Here is a 13547-nt window from a genome sequence, read left to right on the forward strand (position 1 = left end):
TCAGGCAAGATTTGCACTAATAAAATGAAATAAAACGAAAATCAAAGCCCACGAGGGGGATAACCATGCAGTCAAATATGGACGGCGTTTACGCAAAAGGCGTGGGGGAAATCGTTGACCAACTACGCGCTGAATTTCTTGACGAAGTCAAAGACACACTCGAAAAATTAACCTTCTCCATCGATGAAGTGCGCCATGAACGCAATGATATCAAAGTGTTGGTGGAAGAGGTCCAGCGCGCTACCATGTCTTTTAAAGGGCAAGCACACAACTATGACCTGGCTGCACTGGCAACCGTGGCTGCACGCTGTGAAGATTATCTTGCCAACGTCAAAAATTATCCGCCACGCACACTGGATGATATCCAAACATATATCGATTGTATGATCGACATTGCCGAGAAACCGGACATCGAAGAACGTGACATTTCTCACCTTGTGCGCGAACTTCCCGCAAAAGTCCGCCTGGACGCCAGCATCCTTGAGGTGCGCAATGTTGAAGTTCTGCTTGTCATGTTACATGGCGCGGCGACACATTTTGTTGAACGCGAACTACAAGAATGTGGTTATCGTGTTTCCACATGCACATCTGCCCTTGATGCAATGCCCAGGATTATCCGCACAAAACCGGATTTGGTCATTATCTCCGCCATGATGCCGGAACTGTCCGGTATTGATCTGGCCTCCGGTCTTGCAGCCATGCCCGCCACTCGCAACATTCCGACGGCGCTGATTACAAGCTTGCCCGAAGATGATCCTTATCTGCAACTTCTGTCTGATCGCGTTCCGATTATTCACAAAAGCGCCTCATTCGGTGATGACCTAGCAGAAGCCTTAAGTAACCTTTTCCTCATTTAACCAAGAAGAGGAACGCATTCGAAAAATAAAAACAATTTTTAAACAGAATGCGTTCCTCTAAAGACTTCTGCCCACAGGGAATGTCACCATGTCGCAAACAATCACCTACAAGTTTTATGCTGCCAACCAGCAAATCATAACAATGGACCTGCGTTTTAATGATAAAACGTATCAGATTGAATTAAGCGACGATAACCCTAAACCCGACTGGGCGAAACTATCCCATCATAAATGTTCCAACTGTCCGCTTGGTGAAGATGTTGAATGGTGTCCTACGGCCTTGGCCCTTTCAGAATTTTTACCACATTTCAAAACCAAATTTTCTTATGAAAAAACGGTGATTGAAGTCGATACGCCCATGCGCACAATCATTACAAAATCCAATTTCCAAAACGGAATTGCCTCCCTGTTCGGCTTGGCTTGCGCGACTTCAGGCTGTGAACATACAAAATTCCTGCGGCCACTTGCGCGTTTTCATTTGCCCTTTGCCAATGAACAGGAAACCGTCTTTCGCACCCTCAGTGCAAATTTGTTAATGCAATATGTCAACAATGTTCAAAATGAGCGCAACGACCCTATAAACTTCGATGCCCTTAATGAAAGCTACGCAAAGCTCTCTGTCGTCAATTCACACCTGACCAAACGTTTAAATGATGGTGTTGAACGCGACGCCGCCTTAAATGCCGTTATTATTTTAGACGTCTTTGCCCTGATTACCCCGGAAAATACAGATGGAACATTTGAAGATCTGGAAGACGTCTTTGTGACGGAGTAATCTTTTCTTAAACAAACTCTTGCACACTGCATAATACGCGTCAGTTTATTCGAGTGAAATATGACAACCGAAGAAGAAAGCGAGCTCTATAAAGCACAGACGGAAAACCGTCATTTAATCAACACGATTTCCGCCCTTCGTGACGAACTTGACCGGGTCAACGCCAACAAAGATGAGGCTGTGCAAAAAGCTGTCGCCAATGCTCATCAAGAAAACCTGCTGCTTCAAAAAACAATACAAGCCTTACGTGATGAAATGGAAGCCGTGCGCCGTGAAATGGACGATGCCGTCCAAAAAGCACGCGCAGATGCACACGGTGAAATCCTTCAATTAACCCAGACAGCCCAAGCCTTGCGCGACGAATTGGAAAAGATGCGTGTCCATATGGATGAAGAAGTTCAAAGAACTTTGGCTGACGGCAAGCAAGAAGCCAACACCTTAATCCACACCGCTCAGGCCTTAAGGGATCAATTGGAAAATTTACAACAACAAAAAGAAGAAACCGTACAGCAAACCAAAGCAGACGGACATGGCGAAGCCCTGCAATTACAACGCACTGTCAGTTCCTTGCGTGACGAGATGGAATTGATGAAACATCGCTACGATGAACAAATACAAGAGCAGGAACGCAGCTTTCGAGATGAAAATCAACAATTACGTGATACAATCACGGCCTTAAGGAAAACGTTGGAGGCACAACATGCCGGAAAGTAGTTCTGATCTACAGGATTCAGAAAACAATACCTATGTGAACGCGAGTTCAGCTGAGCTCGTCCTGCAGGTATCACACGACGTTGCCCGTGCCGATAGTCTGGATGAACAACTACGCATTATTATGAAAGCCGTGACCAAAGCGACTAACTCAGAGCGCGGCACCCTTTTTCTCAATGACTTTGCCACCAACGAGCTTTATTCGCGGGTTGCACTGGGTGATGTGAAACGCGAAATTCGTATCCTCAATAATTCCGGTATTGCGGGGGCTGTCTACACAACAGGCACCGCTGAAATTGTCGATGATGCCTATGCCGATAAGCGTTTTAATCACAGCGTTGACCACGCCACAGGATACAAGACACGCAATATTTTATGTGCCCCGGTACGCACTGTTAAAGGCGATATTCTCGGCGTTGCGCAAACCTTAAACAAAAATGATGGCTGCAAATTTACCCAAGACGATCTTGCCATTATGCAGGCAATTACAACCCAAGCCTCCATTGCATTGCAAGGTACATTGTTTATTGAACGCATGGAAAAATTGCGTGAACAGGAAGCCGAATTTCTAAATGTGGTCTCCGATGTCTCTTCGGAAATCAACCTTGGCCCATTGTTGCAAATGATTATGAGCGCCATCACAAAGATGTTGCAAGCCGATCGTTCAACCTTGTTCCTCAACGACGAAAAAACCAACGAACTTTATACCCAGATCGGTCAAGGCTTGGGCGCAACCAACATTCGCCTGCCCAATCACCTCGGCATTGCTGGCGCGGTTTTTACTTCGGGGAAAACCGTCAATATCCCTTATGCCTATGCCGATCTTCGTTTTAATCCCGCCTTTGATAAACAAACCGGATATTTCACCCGTTCCATTCTCTGCTGTCCTGTCTTAAACAAGGACGGAAAAGTGATCGGTGTGACGCAAGTTCTGAACAAAAAGGGCGGCCCCTTCAATCAGGACGACGAACAACGCCTGACCGCTTTTACCTCGCAAATTGCCATTGGGCTGGAAAACGCCCAACTGTTTGCTGACGTTCAGCAGATGAAAAATTATAACGAAAGCATGCTGGAAAGTATGAGTAACGCGGTTGTCACCTTTGATGAAGAAGGTGTCATTGTCACCTGTAATGCCGCAGGATTACGCATTCTCAAAGCCACACAAGATGAAGTCATCAACAAGAAAGACGAAGACTTTTTCACAGACGAGAACAGCTGGGTCGTTGAACGTTTGCGTATGGTGCGGGAAAGTAACGAAGCCGACATTTTACTGGATGCCGTTCTCAAAATCGGACCAAATGCGGAAGAAACCTCAATTAACGTTACCACCCTGCCCTTGCTGGATAAAGATTCCAAAGCAATCGGTACCATGATTATGATGGAAGACATCAGTTCGGAAAAACGGATGAAATCCACCATGTCGCGCTACATGGATCCGGGTTTGGCTGACAAGCTGATGGGCGGCGGCGAAGAAATTCTCGGTGGGCAAAGCAGCGTTGCCACCGTACTGTTCTCCGATGTGCGAAGCTTTACAACCTTGTCCGAAGAACTCGGCGCACAAGGGATCGTCAGCCTGTTGAACGAGTATTTCACCGTTATGGTCGATTGCCTGAACGCAGAAGAAGGCATGCTTGATAAATTCATCGGGGACGCGATCATGGCCATCTTCGGCACACCTTTTCCGCACGAAGATGACCCGGACCGGGCGGTAAGATGCGCCATTGATATGATGAATAAATTACGTGAATTTAATAAAGAACGCACAGCCAAAGGTTTGATGCCCATTGATATAGGCATTGGTTTAAATACGGACAACGTGGTTTCCGGTAATATCGGATCGCCCAAACGGATGGATTACACAGTCATCGGGGATGGCGTAAATCTAGCCGCACGTCTTGAAAGCGGCACCAAACAATATGGCGCCCATATCCTTATTTCGGAATTTACCTTTAAGGCCTTACGCGGCACCTATCGTTACCGGGAAATGGATCATGTGGTTGTAAAAGGCAAAACCAAACCGGTTGCGATTTACGAATTGCTTGATTATCACACCGAAGATACCTTCCCCAATATGGTCGATGCATTGGCCCATTTCCGTGACGGAATAGAATGCTACCGTAAAGGCACCTTTAACAACGCGATTGACAGCTTCAAAAAAGTTCTTAGCCTCAATCCCAAAGATAAGGCTTCCGAAATTTATATTGAACGTTGCGAGCACCTCAAAGAAACCGTTGATCCGGATAACTGGGACGGTATTTGGGTGATGACCTCCAAATAAAGGCGACTTTGCCCTATTCTTGACCTTTTTCGAATATACTGTCTCGCCTATTCTCAGGAACTATGGGGTCATAGCCATGCGCGCTGCTGCTTTTTTTGTTTTCGCCTTTTCTCTTTTGATAAATTTTTCCGCTTCTGCTGATGATTTCTATGATCTGAAACACAGCATCCGCGGATATAAAAACCTGGTCAATACGCCGCCAGCCCCACAGACCAAATTTACCGACAAAGATGGCAACACCGTTACACTGGCTGATTTCAAGGGCAAAGTGGTGTTATTAAACCTATGGGCGACATGGTGCCCGCCTTGTATTAAAGAAATGCCCGGCCTGAACGAATTGGCAAAATATTTTAAAGAGAAGGATTTTGTGGTTCTTGCGATTGCCACGGGGCGCCAAGGCCGCGAAAGCCCGGACGATTTTCTTGAAAAACGCGAATTAACAGCGATGGCGTCTTATTCTGATAAAGATCAGGAATTTTTACGCATGATGAAAATCAGCAGCCTGCCTGTCAGTTTCATTATTGATCAAAACGGCCTGATGCGCGGCGGGGTTACAGGGCGGACTGAATGGGATACACCGGATGCCAAAGCTGCCCTTGGGAAATTACTGGATAATCTGAAAAGTTCCTAAAAACCAATCTCCCATAAACAGAAATTCATCTGTCCCATCTTCAATTTGTTTCTAATAAAAAAAGCGAGCTGGGATATCCTAGCTCGCTTTTCCTGAATTATTTTCCAAGCACTTAACGTGCAGAAGAATAACCAATTGTTTGCAAAGCTTCGTCGATTTCCGGCAAAATGGTCGGATCATCGATTGTTGCAGGCATTTTATAGTCTTTGCAATCTGCAATCGCCTGCATGGTGCCACGCAGAATTTTACCGGAACGTGTTTTCGGCAAACGATCTACGACAACGCATTTCTTGAAAGCTGCAACCGCGCCGATTTTTTCACGAACCATTTTGACGACTTCTTTGACGATTTCGTCATGTTCTTTCTCAACACCCGCTTTCAGGACAATAAAGCCAACCGGCATTTGACCTTTCAGCTTGTCATCCGTACCAATAACCGCACATTCCGCGACATCAGGATGCGCTGACAGAACTTCTTCCATACCGCCTGTAGACAAACGGTGACCCGCCACGTTGATGATATCATCTGTACGCGCCATGATCGAAACATAACCGTCTTCGTCGATCACGCCTGCATCCGCTGTTGCGTAAAAACCGGGGAATTCTTCCAGATATTTAGCTTTATAAAGGTCATCATTGCCCCACAATGTCGGCAACGTTCCCGGCGGCAACGGCAATTTACAAACGATCGCACCGATTTGACCGGCAGGAACCGGATGACCGGCATCGTCCAGAACCTGAACATCCCAGCCCGGAACCGGCTTGGTCGGTGAACCCGGTTTGACAGGGAATTCGTGCAGCCCCAGCGGGTTGGCACAAATGGCCCAGCCTGTTTCCGTTTGCCACCAGTGATCAACCACTGGCTTTTTCAGAATATCCTGTGCCCATTGTAAAGTATCCGGATCAGTCCGTTCGCCAGCAAGATAAAGGGCTTTCAGGCAGGATGTATCGTACTTGCCAAGGAATTCAGCCTTCGGATCATCACGTTTAATGGCACGGAAAGCCGTCGGTGCCGTAAACAGAACGCGAATGTTATATTCTTCGATCATACGCCAGAAAACACCCGCATCCGGCGTGCCGACAGGCTTACCTTCAAAGAAGACCGTCGTACAACCTTGCAGCAGCGGTCCGTATACGATGTAAGAGTGTCCAACAACCCACCCCACATCGGAAGCCGCCCAGTAAACGTCACCAGCTTCGACGTTATAGATATTTTTCATGGTCCACTTCAGGGCAACCATATGACCGCCGTTATCGCGAACGACACCCTTGGGCTGGCCTGTTGTGCCGGAAGTGTACAAAATATAAAGAGGATCCGTCGCGGCAACAGAAACACAGGCAGCCGGTTCAGCCTTTGCCATTTCTGTTTCGTAATCGAAGTCATAACCGTCTTTCAATTCGGCTTTGGCTTCTTCACGCGCCACAATCACCGTTGCGTCCGGTTTATGTTCAGACAATTCAATCGCACCATCCAACAACGGTTTATACGCGATAACACGGCCCGGTTCGATCCCGCAAGAGGCCGAAACAATGACTTTCGGTTTCGCATCATTGATACGAACCGCCAATTCGTTTGAGGCAAAACCACCAAAGACAACCGAATGAACCGCACCCAAGCGGGCAACCGCCAACATAGCAATCGCAGCTTCCGGGATCATCGGCATATAAATGATAACGCGATCACCTTTGCCAACGCCACGCGCCTTTAACACACCCGCAAAACGCGACACTTTATCTTGCAACTGGCTGTATGTAATTTTGCTTTTATGACCAGTAATCGGGCTGTCGTAAATGATTGCATCCTGATCACCACGGCCATCCTCTACGTGACGGTCCACTGCGTTATAACAGGTGTTACATTCTGCGCCGGCAAACCAACGGTACAACGGGGCATTGGAATCATCCAAAACCTTGTCCCATTTTTTGTCCCATTTGATATCTTCAGCAGCTTTTGCCCAAAACCCGTCCGGGTTTTCCATCGATTCTGTGTATGCTTCTTCGTACCGGTTGGTCATAACGTCCCCTATTTCCAAGCGATTTTCCCAAAAAACGTTCGAAGACTTCCCTGTCGTTCAAACCTAGGCTGGAGTGTGACTCAAATCGAGAAAAAATAAAAGTGTTAATTTGGTATTGTTTTACCGGTTTTTTGTTCTTAATAATCATTACGCCCAGAAAAAGGAGATCATATCTTACAAAAAATCCACATATACCGATTTATTTTTACGTGCATACTCGCTTTTTGGTATTCCTGAACGGCGCCTATGCTGCTATGAATCCCTTCAATAAATCTCCACCAAAATACCAATCGGGGAAGAAACACCATGGAAAACATCTACGACCTTCATTTGGAAAAGACGCCCGCGAACTATGAATCGCTGTCACCTTTATCCTTCATCAAACGAACAGCAATGGTTTATCCGGACCGCGCCAGTGTCATTCACGGTGATCGTGTCTACACATGGAAAGAAACGTACGAACGTTCTGTCCGCCTTGCCTCCGCCCTTGTCAAACTCGGCATTAAAAAAGGCGACACAGTTGCCGTTATGGGCAATAACACCCCGGAAACATACGAAGCCCATTTTGGTGTGCCGATGTGCGGTGCTGTGTTGAACACCCTGAATATCCGACTGGATGCCGAAGCCATTGCCTTTATCCTGCAACATGGTGAAGCCAAGGTTTTGTTCACGGATCGTGAATTTTCCGCAACGACCAAAGCCGCCGTTGCCCGATTGGAAAAGAAACCGATCATCATCGATATTGATGACGCCTTGGCAGAAGGCGGGGAATTGATTGGTCAGGAGGACTACGAACAGTTCATTTCAAAAGGTGATCTGGAATATGACTGGAGCGGCCCGGCCGATGAATGGGACGCCATTTCGCTGAACTATACATCCGGTACAACAGGCAACCCGAAAGGTGTGGTTTATCACCATCGCGGTGCTTATTTGAACGCGATCGGCAACGCCCTTGACTGGAACATGCAACAACACGCAGTCTATTTGTGGACCCTGCCCATGTTCCACTGCAATGGCTGGTGTTTCCCGTGGACGATGGCCGCCAAGGCCGGTACGAACATCTGCCTGCGCAAAGTAAATGCCAAAAACATTTATGAAGCGATTGAAAAACATAAAGTCACCAACTTCTGTGGCGCACCGATTGTGCTGTCTTTTGTCATTAATGCGACAGCAGAAGAGAAAAAGCCGTTTGAACATAAATGTTCAATTATGACGGCTGCAGCCCCGCCACCGGCTTCTGTTTTAAAAGCTATTCAGGATGAAGGTTTTGATGTGACCCATGCCTACGGCTTGACGGAAACATATGGTCCCGCTGTTTTCTGCGCATGGAAAGAAGAATGGAATGAGCTGCCGATTGAACGCCAAGCCTTCCAGAAATCGCGCCAAGGTGTGCGCTATACACTGGAAGAAGGGCTGATGATCGCTGATGCGGAAAGCACCGTTGAACAACCGTGGGATGGTGAAACAATGGGCGAGGTCTGCTTCCGTGGCAATATCGTGATGAAAGGCTATCTGAAAAACCCGACAGCCACAGACGATGCATTCCGTGGCGGCTGGTTCCATTCCGGCGATTTGGGTGTGCGTCATAATGACGGTTACATTCAACTGAAAGACCGTTCAAAAGACATCATCATTTCTGGTGGGGAAAACATTTCTTCGATCGAGGTTGAAGATGCCCTTTACCGTCACCCGGCTGTTGCGGCCGTTGCCGTTGTTGCCAAACCTGATGAAAAATGGGGCGAAACACCGGCGGCCTTTATCGAATTGAAACCTGATGCAGGTAACGTCACCGAAGAAGATATCATCAAACATTGCCGCGACAATCTTGCGCATTATAAATGTCCGCGCACGGTTATTTTCCAGGATGTACCGAAAACATCCACCGGTAAAATTCAAAAATTCGTCCTGCGTGATGGATTGAGAAAAGAAGCTGGCGAACTGTAAAAGAAACCGCAGCCTATCCCAAAAACCCCGTTTGTTTTCAAGCGGGGTTTTTTCTTTCTTACAACATAACGAAAAACGCCCCGAAAACAGGTTCGGGGCGTTTATATTCGTATCTCTTGGATACGCGCACATCATGGATAAGAGTGCGTCATTTGTAAAAATTCTATTTGATAGGTAAGTATCTCGTTAGTTAAGCGACAGGACGGAAATTTCGTCTTTTACTTTGAGTTTCTGTCGTTTGAGATCGTGTATGAGCGTGTCGTTCGGATGAGGTCTTATTTCTTCTGCTTCGATTTTATGTTCCAAATCTGCATGTTTGGATTTGAGAGATTCAATTCGGTCTAGTACGCTCATTGCGGACAACCTCCCTATGGCAGTTTTAAGATGGTTTTATGATACATAAATTAAATTGGTAAGGCCAGCATTGTCTGTCAATCCCTACCGATTTTTCATTCATCCCCCAAACAAATACCAAGTCCACGTGCCGTATGAACCAGCGTGCCGGAAACATCAATATTATTATAGTGCGACACCACATCTTCCAAGGCGACATCCACGACTTTTCGATGCTGCCACGCAACCATTCGATTGGTCTTTCCTCGCGCCAGTAAATCAACCGCGCTGACACCAAAGGCAGAGGCAATGACACGATCGCGCATCGCCGGTTTACCCCCACGTTGAACATGGCCCAAAACCGTAACCCGCGTTTCCGCCTTGGTCATTTTATAGAGCTGTTCCCCAATTACATGACCGACACCGCCATAATTAAAACGTCCTTCATCATTTTGCGTCATCACCGGCTTTCCATCTGCGGCCTTCACCGCCTCGGACACCACAATCAAAGCATGGCTACGATGTTCGTGTTCATAAATATGGCGAATTTTCGCGGCGACCTTTGCCATATCATAGGGGATTTCAGGTACAAGAATTACATCCGCACCACCTGCAATACCCGCATGTAACGCAATGTGACCGGCATCCCGTCCCATGACCTCCAATATCATCACCCGATGATGCGATGCAGCGGTGGGATGCAAACGATCCAGCGCATCCACAGCCACATTGACCGCGGTTGTAAAACCGATGGAAAATTCTGTACAAGCCACATCATTATCAATGGTTTTGGGAATGCCGATAAACGGAATATTACCCCGTTCGCAAAGCTTGTTCAAAATCTTCATGGACCCGTCACCGCCCACCCCGATCAGGCCGCACAAATTCAGTTCGCGGAAACCTTCAATAAATTCAGCCGAACGGTCTTTGAGGCTGCCGTCTTCCATAGGATAGGCAAACGGGTCACCTTTATTGGTTGTTCCCAAAAAGGTACCGCCTTGGCGCAACAGCGTCCCGCTGAACGTATTATGATCCAGAACTTCGGCATCAACGGGGGGGGAGATCAAGCCTAAGGTCCCGTTGTGGATTCCGACAACCTCCCAGCCATACCCTTCCATCGCACGACGTGTCACCGCGCGGATAGCGGCATTCAATCCGGCACAATCACCACCGCTTGTCAAAATTCCGATGCGTTTTTTACTCATCTCATTTCCTTTTTTGTTATCTGCGCCAAATTATATGCTATATTCAAATCTAGAGACTTAACAAACACATAACAAGTCGGGAAAGTCATGTCAGAAACCCGTGAGCTGAAAATCAAGCTGGCCATTCTGCAAACCGAACATAGGGATTTGGACGATGTGATCAACCGCATGGTCCTGACGCCGCCTTATGACCAATTGCAATTGCAACGCCTGAAAAAAAAGAAACTGACCCTAAAAGACCAGATTGCCAAACTTGAAGCCTTGATTGTGCCCGATATCATAGCCTGACAAAACGTTTGTGCAGGTCTTTATCGGCTTCGTTCAAAATGACATCGACTTTTTCACCCGCATGCAAACTGTGCAGGCCGTATGCGATTTCCACATCCATGACACGTCCATCAAACAAAATTGGACCTTGCTGAACCTGTTCAACAAGATGATCAATTTTCACCAAGGATGCGTCAAAATCACTGAGCGTCAAGACGATGCCAAAACCATCCCCGCCCAATGTACCGATGCGGTCCGTTTCGCGCAGTTGCCCGCTTAAAATTTCGGCAACCTCCCGAATAACAGTATCGCCTGCCAACAGGCCTGCTCGTTTTTTTATCTCAGCAAAATTTGCTATTTGAAAATACACAAAAGTCGCGCTGCTGATCGTCTTCCCAATCCGAGTAGTCATCACAGATATATCCCGGCACAAGGCATGCCGTGTCAGAACCGGCAAATCCATATGACGATCCATTGAACTGGAAAGTTTTTCATCGAAACTGTGTGTCATCGACAGCTCTTCACGCAAATGATCCACTTCCTCCATCAAGGATACAATGGCTTCACTCACCGCCGGGGTCAGTTCGTCTTGTGGAATATTCATGAAAGACGTCACATCGTGAATCGTGCGTTTAACCGGTGGATATTTATGCCGCCCCTTAAAACTGCCATAGGACGACTGCCCCCCGGATTGACCGGATTGCCCGCTATAGGGTTTCAGTGCGTCTGTCGCTTTAATATCATCAATCGGCATAACACATACCATTTCAAACATTTTCGATTATTTCATAATACACTGAAAACGTTGAAAAATCTTAAAAACCTTGCGATTTGGCCCGACATACATATAATACGCCCCTTTTTTACGGTCTTGTGCAAGGATGAAGACTATGGATAGCGCTGTACCTTCTGTTGGGATCATTATGGGAAGCCAATCGGATTGGCCGACAATGAAGCTGGCTGCCGATATGCTGGATGAAATGGGTGTTTCATACGAAAAACGCATTGTTTCCGCACACCGCACACCGCAACGCCTGTATGATTACGCCACCACGGCAAAGGCACGTGGATTACAAGTCATTATCGCCGGGGCCGGTGGTGCCGCCCACCTGCCCGGTATGGCCGCTGCCATGACACCCCTGCCCGTTCTGGGCGTACCGGTCAAAAGCCGTGCGCTGAACGGTCTGGACAGTCTTTATTCCATCGCACAAATGCCCGGCGGCGTTCCGGTTGGTACATTGGCAATCGGGGATGCCGGGGCGAAAAACGCTGGCATCATGGCCGCCAGCATCATCGCCTTGCAAGATGAGGGCGTTGCCGCCAAACTGGATGCCTTTCGCGCCCAACAAACCGCAAGCGTTGCAGAAGAACCCGTCGATTAAATAAGGATCAATCAGGTTATGGCTGAACAAAAACTTCTGCCACCGGGCAGCACCATCGGCATTATCGGCAACGGTCAATTAGGACGTATGACAGCATTGGCCGCAGCGCGTCTGGGCTATATGTGTCACGTCTTCGGCCCGGATCGGGATAGCCCGGCAGAACAGGTTGCCTACAAAGCTACGGTTGCCCAATATGATGACCGCGATGCTTTGGTCTCTTTTGCACAAGCCTGCGATGTTGTGACTTTTGAGTTTGAAAACATCCCGCACGAAAGTGTTCAATTGCTGAGTGAACACGTCGATGTGCGCCCGGGCTGGAACTGCCTGCACCTGTCTCAGGACCGCCTGATTGAAAAGAACTTTATCAATGACTGCGGCATTGATACGGCCCCCTTTAAAGGGGTTGATAGTCTGGAAGATCTGGAAAAGGCCGTCAATGAACTGGGCCGTCCCAGCATCCTGAAAACCACGCGCATGGGATATGACGGAAAAGGCCAAGCCTTGATCCGCCCGGAAACCGATCTTGAGACGGCTTATGCCTCAATGGCAAATGCCCCCAGCGTTCTGGAAGGTTTCGTTGATTTCCAACGCGAGATTTCCGTTGTTGTGGCACGCAGTGCCTGTGGACAATGGACCGCGTTTGAACCGGCTGAAAACAATCATGTCGATGGTATCTTGGATACTTCCACCGTCCCCGCGCATCTGCCCGATGGATTAATCGAAGAAGCCGTTCGCATTGCCGTTACCTTAGCTGAAAAAATGGGGTTGATCGGCTTGCTTGCCGTTGAAATGTTCCATACCAAGGATGACCGTTTGATCGTCAATGAAATGGCACCGCGCCCGCATAACTCCGGTCACTGGACGCAAGATGCGTGTTATTCCGATCAGTTCGAACAATTTGTGCGTGCTGTATGCGGTTTACCGCTGGGGTCTGTGGAACGCCGCAATGACCTGATTATGAAAAACCTGATCGGTTTTGATGTGGAAAAATGGCCGGATTATTTGAACGAACCGAATGCCAAACTCCACCTCTACGGCAAATCCTCCACACGGCGGGGGCGCAAAATGGGGCATGTCAATTTGGTTTACCCCTTGGGTGAGTTGCCCAAAGAATAACGATAATCCCAAGGGGTATTTAATTTGCCCCTTG

13 protein-coding genes are annotated in these 13547 nt (G+C 47.8%); 9 read left to right on the plus strand and 4 right to left on the minus strand.

The genetic code is table 11. The features are described from left to right. The first annotated feature begins 65 nt into the window (after window positions 1-65). The 5 genes from ACN0VA_RS06415 (at window position 66) to ACN0VA_RS06435 (ending at window position 5252) form a co-directional block, all read left to right on the plus strand. The gene (locus ACN0VA_RS06415; protein ID WP_417820359.1) at window positions 66-857 is read left to right on the plus strand and encodes a hypothetical protein; all 792 of its coding nucleotides are present in this window, start codon (window positions 66-68) and stop codon (window positions 855-857) included. An 88-nt stretch (window positions 858-945) separates the two neighbouring features. Then, complete coding sequence (locus tag ACN0VA_RS06420; RefSeq protein ID WP_417820360.1) at window positions 946-1632, plus strand: DUF6901 family protein; 687 nt, start codon at window positions 946-948, stop codon at window positions 1630-1632. 60 nt (window positions 1633-1692) lie between these two features. Further along, a complete protein-coding gene (locus ACN0VA_RS06425; protein WP_417820361.1) occupies window positions 1693-2346 on the plus strand; it encodes a hypothetical protein in 654 nt (217 codons plus the stop codon). Continuing rightward, a complete protein-coding gene (locus ACN0VA_RS06430; protein ID WP_417820362.1) occupies window positions 2333-4621 on the plus strand; it encodes a GAF domain-containing protein in 2289 nt (762 codons plus the stop codon). Before ACN0VA_RS06425 ends, ACN0VA_RS06430 begins: the two co-directional genes overlap by 14 nt. Window positions 4622-4697: 76 nt before the next feature. Beyond that, window positions 4698-5252 (plus strand): TlpA family protein disulfide reductase, encoded by a 555-nt coding sequence (locus tag ACN0VA_RS06435; RefSeq protein WP_417820363.1) that lies wholly within the window; start codon window positions 4698-4700, stop codon window positions 5250-5252. Between the two features lie 112 nt (window positions 5253-5364). Here ACN0VA_RS06435 and ACN0VA_RS06440 read toward each other — a convergent pair whose 3' ends face one another. After that, the gene (locus ACN0VA_RS06440) at window positions 5365-7266 is read right to left on the minus strand and encodes a propionyl-CoA synthetase (RefSeq protein ID WP_417820364.1); all 1902 of its coding nucleotides are present in this window, start codon (window positions 7264-7266) and stop codon (window positions 5365-5367) included. Between the two features lie 306 nt (window positions 7267-7572). On the opposite strand from ACN0VA_RS06440, the gene ACN0VA_RS06445 reads away from it, so the two are divergent. Next, window positions 7573-9210 carry an acyl-CoA synthetase gene (locus tag ACN0VA_RS06445; RefSeq protein ID WP_417820365.1) on the plus strand — a complete coding sequence of 546 codons (1638 nt, stop codon included), beginning with the start codon at window positions 7573-7575 and terminating at the stop codon, window positions 9208-9210. A 186-nt stretch (window positions 9211-9396) separates the two neighbouring features. Here ACN0VA_RS06445 and ACN0VA_RS06450 read toward each other — a convergent pair whose 3' ends face one another. Both ACN0VA_RS06450 and ACN0VA_RS06455 read right to left on the minus strand, forming a co-directional pair. Beyond that, complete coding sequence (locus ACN0VA_RS06450; RefSeq protein ID WP_188664852.1) at window positions 9397-9564, minus strand: YdcH family protein; 168 nt, start codon at window positions 9562-9564, stop codon at window positions 9397-9399. 95 nt (window positions 9565-9659) lie between these two features. Further along, window positions 9660-10748, minus strand: a complete 1089-nt coding sequence (locus ACN0VA_RS06455) for an ATP-dependent 6-phosphofructokinase (RefSeq protein WP_417820367.1) — start codon at window positions 10746-10748, stop codon at window positions 9660-9662. A gap of 87 nt (window positions 10749-10835) precedes the next feature. Between ACN0VA_RS06455 and ACN0VA_RS06460 the strand changes: the two genes are divergently transcribed. After that, entirely contained in the window at window positions 10836-11036 is a 201-nt protein-coding gene (locus tag ACN0VA_RS06460; RefSeq protein ID WP_188664846.1) for a DUF465 domain-containing protein, read from the plus strand. Here the strand turns inward: ACN0VA_RS06460 and ACN0VA_RS06465 are convergent. Beyond that, window positions 11026-11790: a GGDEF domain-containing protein gene (locus ACN0VA_RS06465; RefSeq protein WP_417820368.1), complete on the minus strand. Its 765-nt coding sequence runs from the start codon at window positions 11788-11790 to the stop codon at window positions 11026-11028. The two genes, ACN0VA_RS06460 and ACN0VA_RS06465, sit on opposite strands and share 11 nt — an antisense overlap. A gap of 115 nt (window positions 11791-11905) precedes the next feature. Between ACN0VA_RS06465 and purE the strand changes: the two genes are divergently transcribed. Next, window positions 11906-12397 (plus strand): 5-(carboxyamino)imidazole ribonucleotide mutase, encoded by a 492-nt coding sequence (purE, locus tag ACN0VA_RS06470; RefSeq protein WP_417820369.1) that lies wholly within the window; start codon window positions 11906-11908, stop codon window positions 12395-12397. Window positions 12398-12415: 18 nt separating this feature from the next. Beyond that, window positions 12416-13513 carry a 5-(carboxyamino)imidazole ribonucleotide synthase gene (locus tag ACN0VA_RS06475; protein WP_417820370.1) on the plus strand — a complete coding sequence of 366 codons (1098 nt, stop codon included), beginning with the start codon at window positions 12416-12418 and terminating at the stop codon, window positions 13511-13513. Window positions 13514-13547 lie beyond the last annotated feature (34 nt).

This window comes from Terasakiella sp. (assembly GCF_048267425.1).
Lineage (GTDB): Bacteria > Pseudomonadota > Alphaproteobacteria > Rhodospirillales > Terasakiellaceae > Terasakiella.

What these genes read in the sequence shown, in the direction of transcription:
- ACN0VA_RS06445 (WP_417820365.1), top strand. Translation starts at nt 7,573, where the DNA reads ATGGAAAACATCTACGACCTTCATTTGGAAAAGACGCCCGCGAACTAT.
- ACN0VA_RS06455 (WP_417820367.1), bottom strand. Translation starts at nt 10,748, where the DNA reads ATGAGTAAAAAACGCATCGGAATTTTGACAAGCGGTGGTGATTGTGCC.
- ACN0VA_RS06415 (WP_417820359.1), top strand. Translation starts at nt 66, where the DNA reads ATGCAGTCAAATATGGACGGCGTTTACGCAAAAGGCGTGGGGGAAATC.
- ACN0VA_RS06425 (WP_417820361.1), top strand. Translation starts at nt 1,693, where the DNA reads ATGACAACCGAAGAAGAAAGCGAGCTCTATAAAGCACAGACGGAAAAC.
- ACN0VA_RS06465 (WP_417820368.1), bottom strand. Translation starts at nt 11,790, where the DNA reads ATGTTTGAAATGGTATGTGTTATGCCGATTGATGATATTAAAGCGACA.
- ACN0VA_RS06440 (WP_417820364.1), bottom strand. Translation starts at nt 7,266, where the DNA reads ATGACCAACCGGTACGAAGAAGCATACACAGAATCGATGGAAAACCCG.
- purE (WP_417820369.1), top strand. Translation starts at nt 11,906, where the DNA reads ATGGATAGCGCTGTACCTTCTGTTGGGATCATTATGGGAAGCCAATCG.
- ACN0VA_RS06450 (WP_188664852.1), bottom strand. Translation starts at nt 9,564, where the DNA reads ATGAGCGTACTAGACCGAATTGAATCTCTCAAATCCAAACATGCAGAT.
- ACN0VA_RS06435 (WP_417820363.1), top strand. Translation starts at nt 4,698, where the DNA reads ATGCGCGCTGCTGCTTTTTTTGTTTTCGCCTTTTCTCTTTTGATAAAT.
- ACN0VA_RS06460 (WP_188664846.1), top strand. Translation starts at nt 10,836, where the DNA reads ATGTCAGAAACCCGTGAGCTGAAAATCAAGCTGGCCATTCTGCAAACC.
- ACN0VA_RS06475 (WP_417820370.1), top strand. Translation starts at nt 12,416, where the DNA reads ATGGCTGAACAAAAACTTCTGCCACCGGGCAGCACCATCGGCATTATC.
- ACN0VA_RS06420 (WP_417820360.1), top strand. Translation starts at nt 946, where the DNA reads ATGTCGCAAACAATCACCTACAAGTTTTATGCTGCCAACCAGCAAATC.
- ACN0VA_RS06430 (WP_417820362.1), top strand. Translation starts at nt 2,333, where the DNA reads ATGCCGGAAAGTAGTTCTGATCTACAGGATTCAGAAAACAATACCTAT.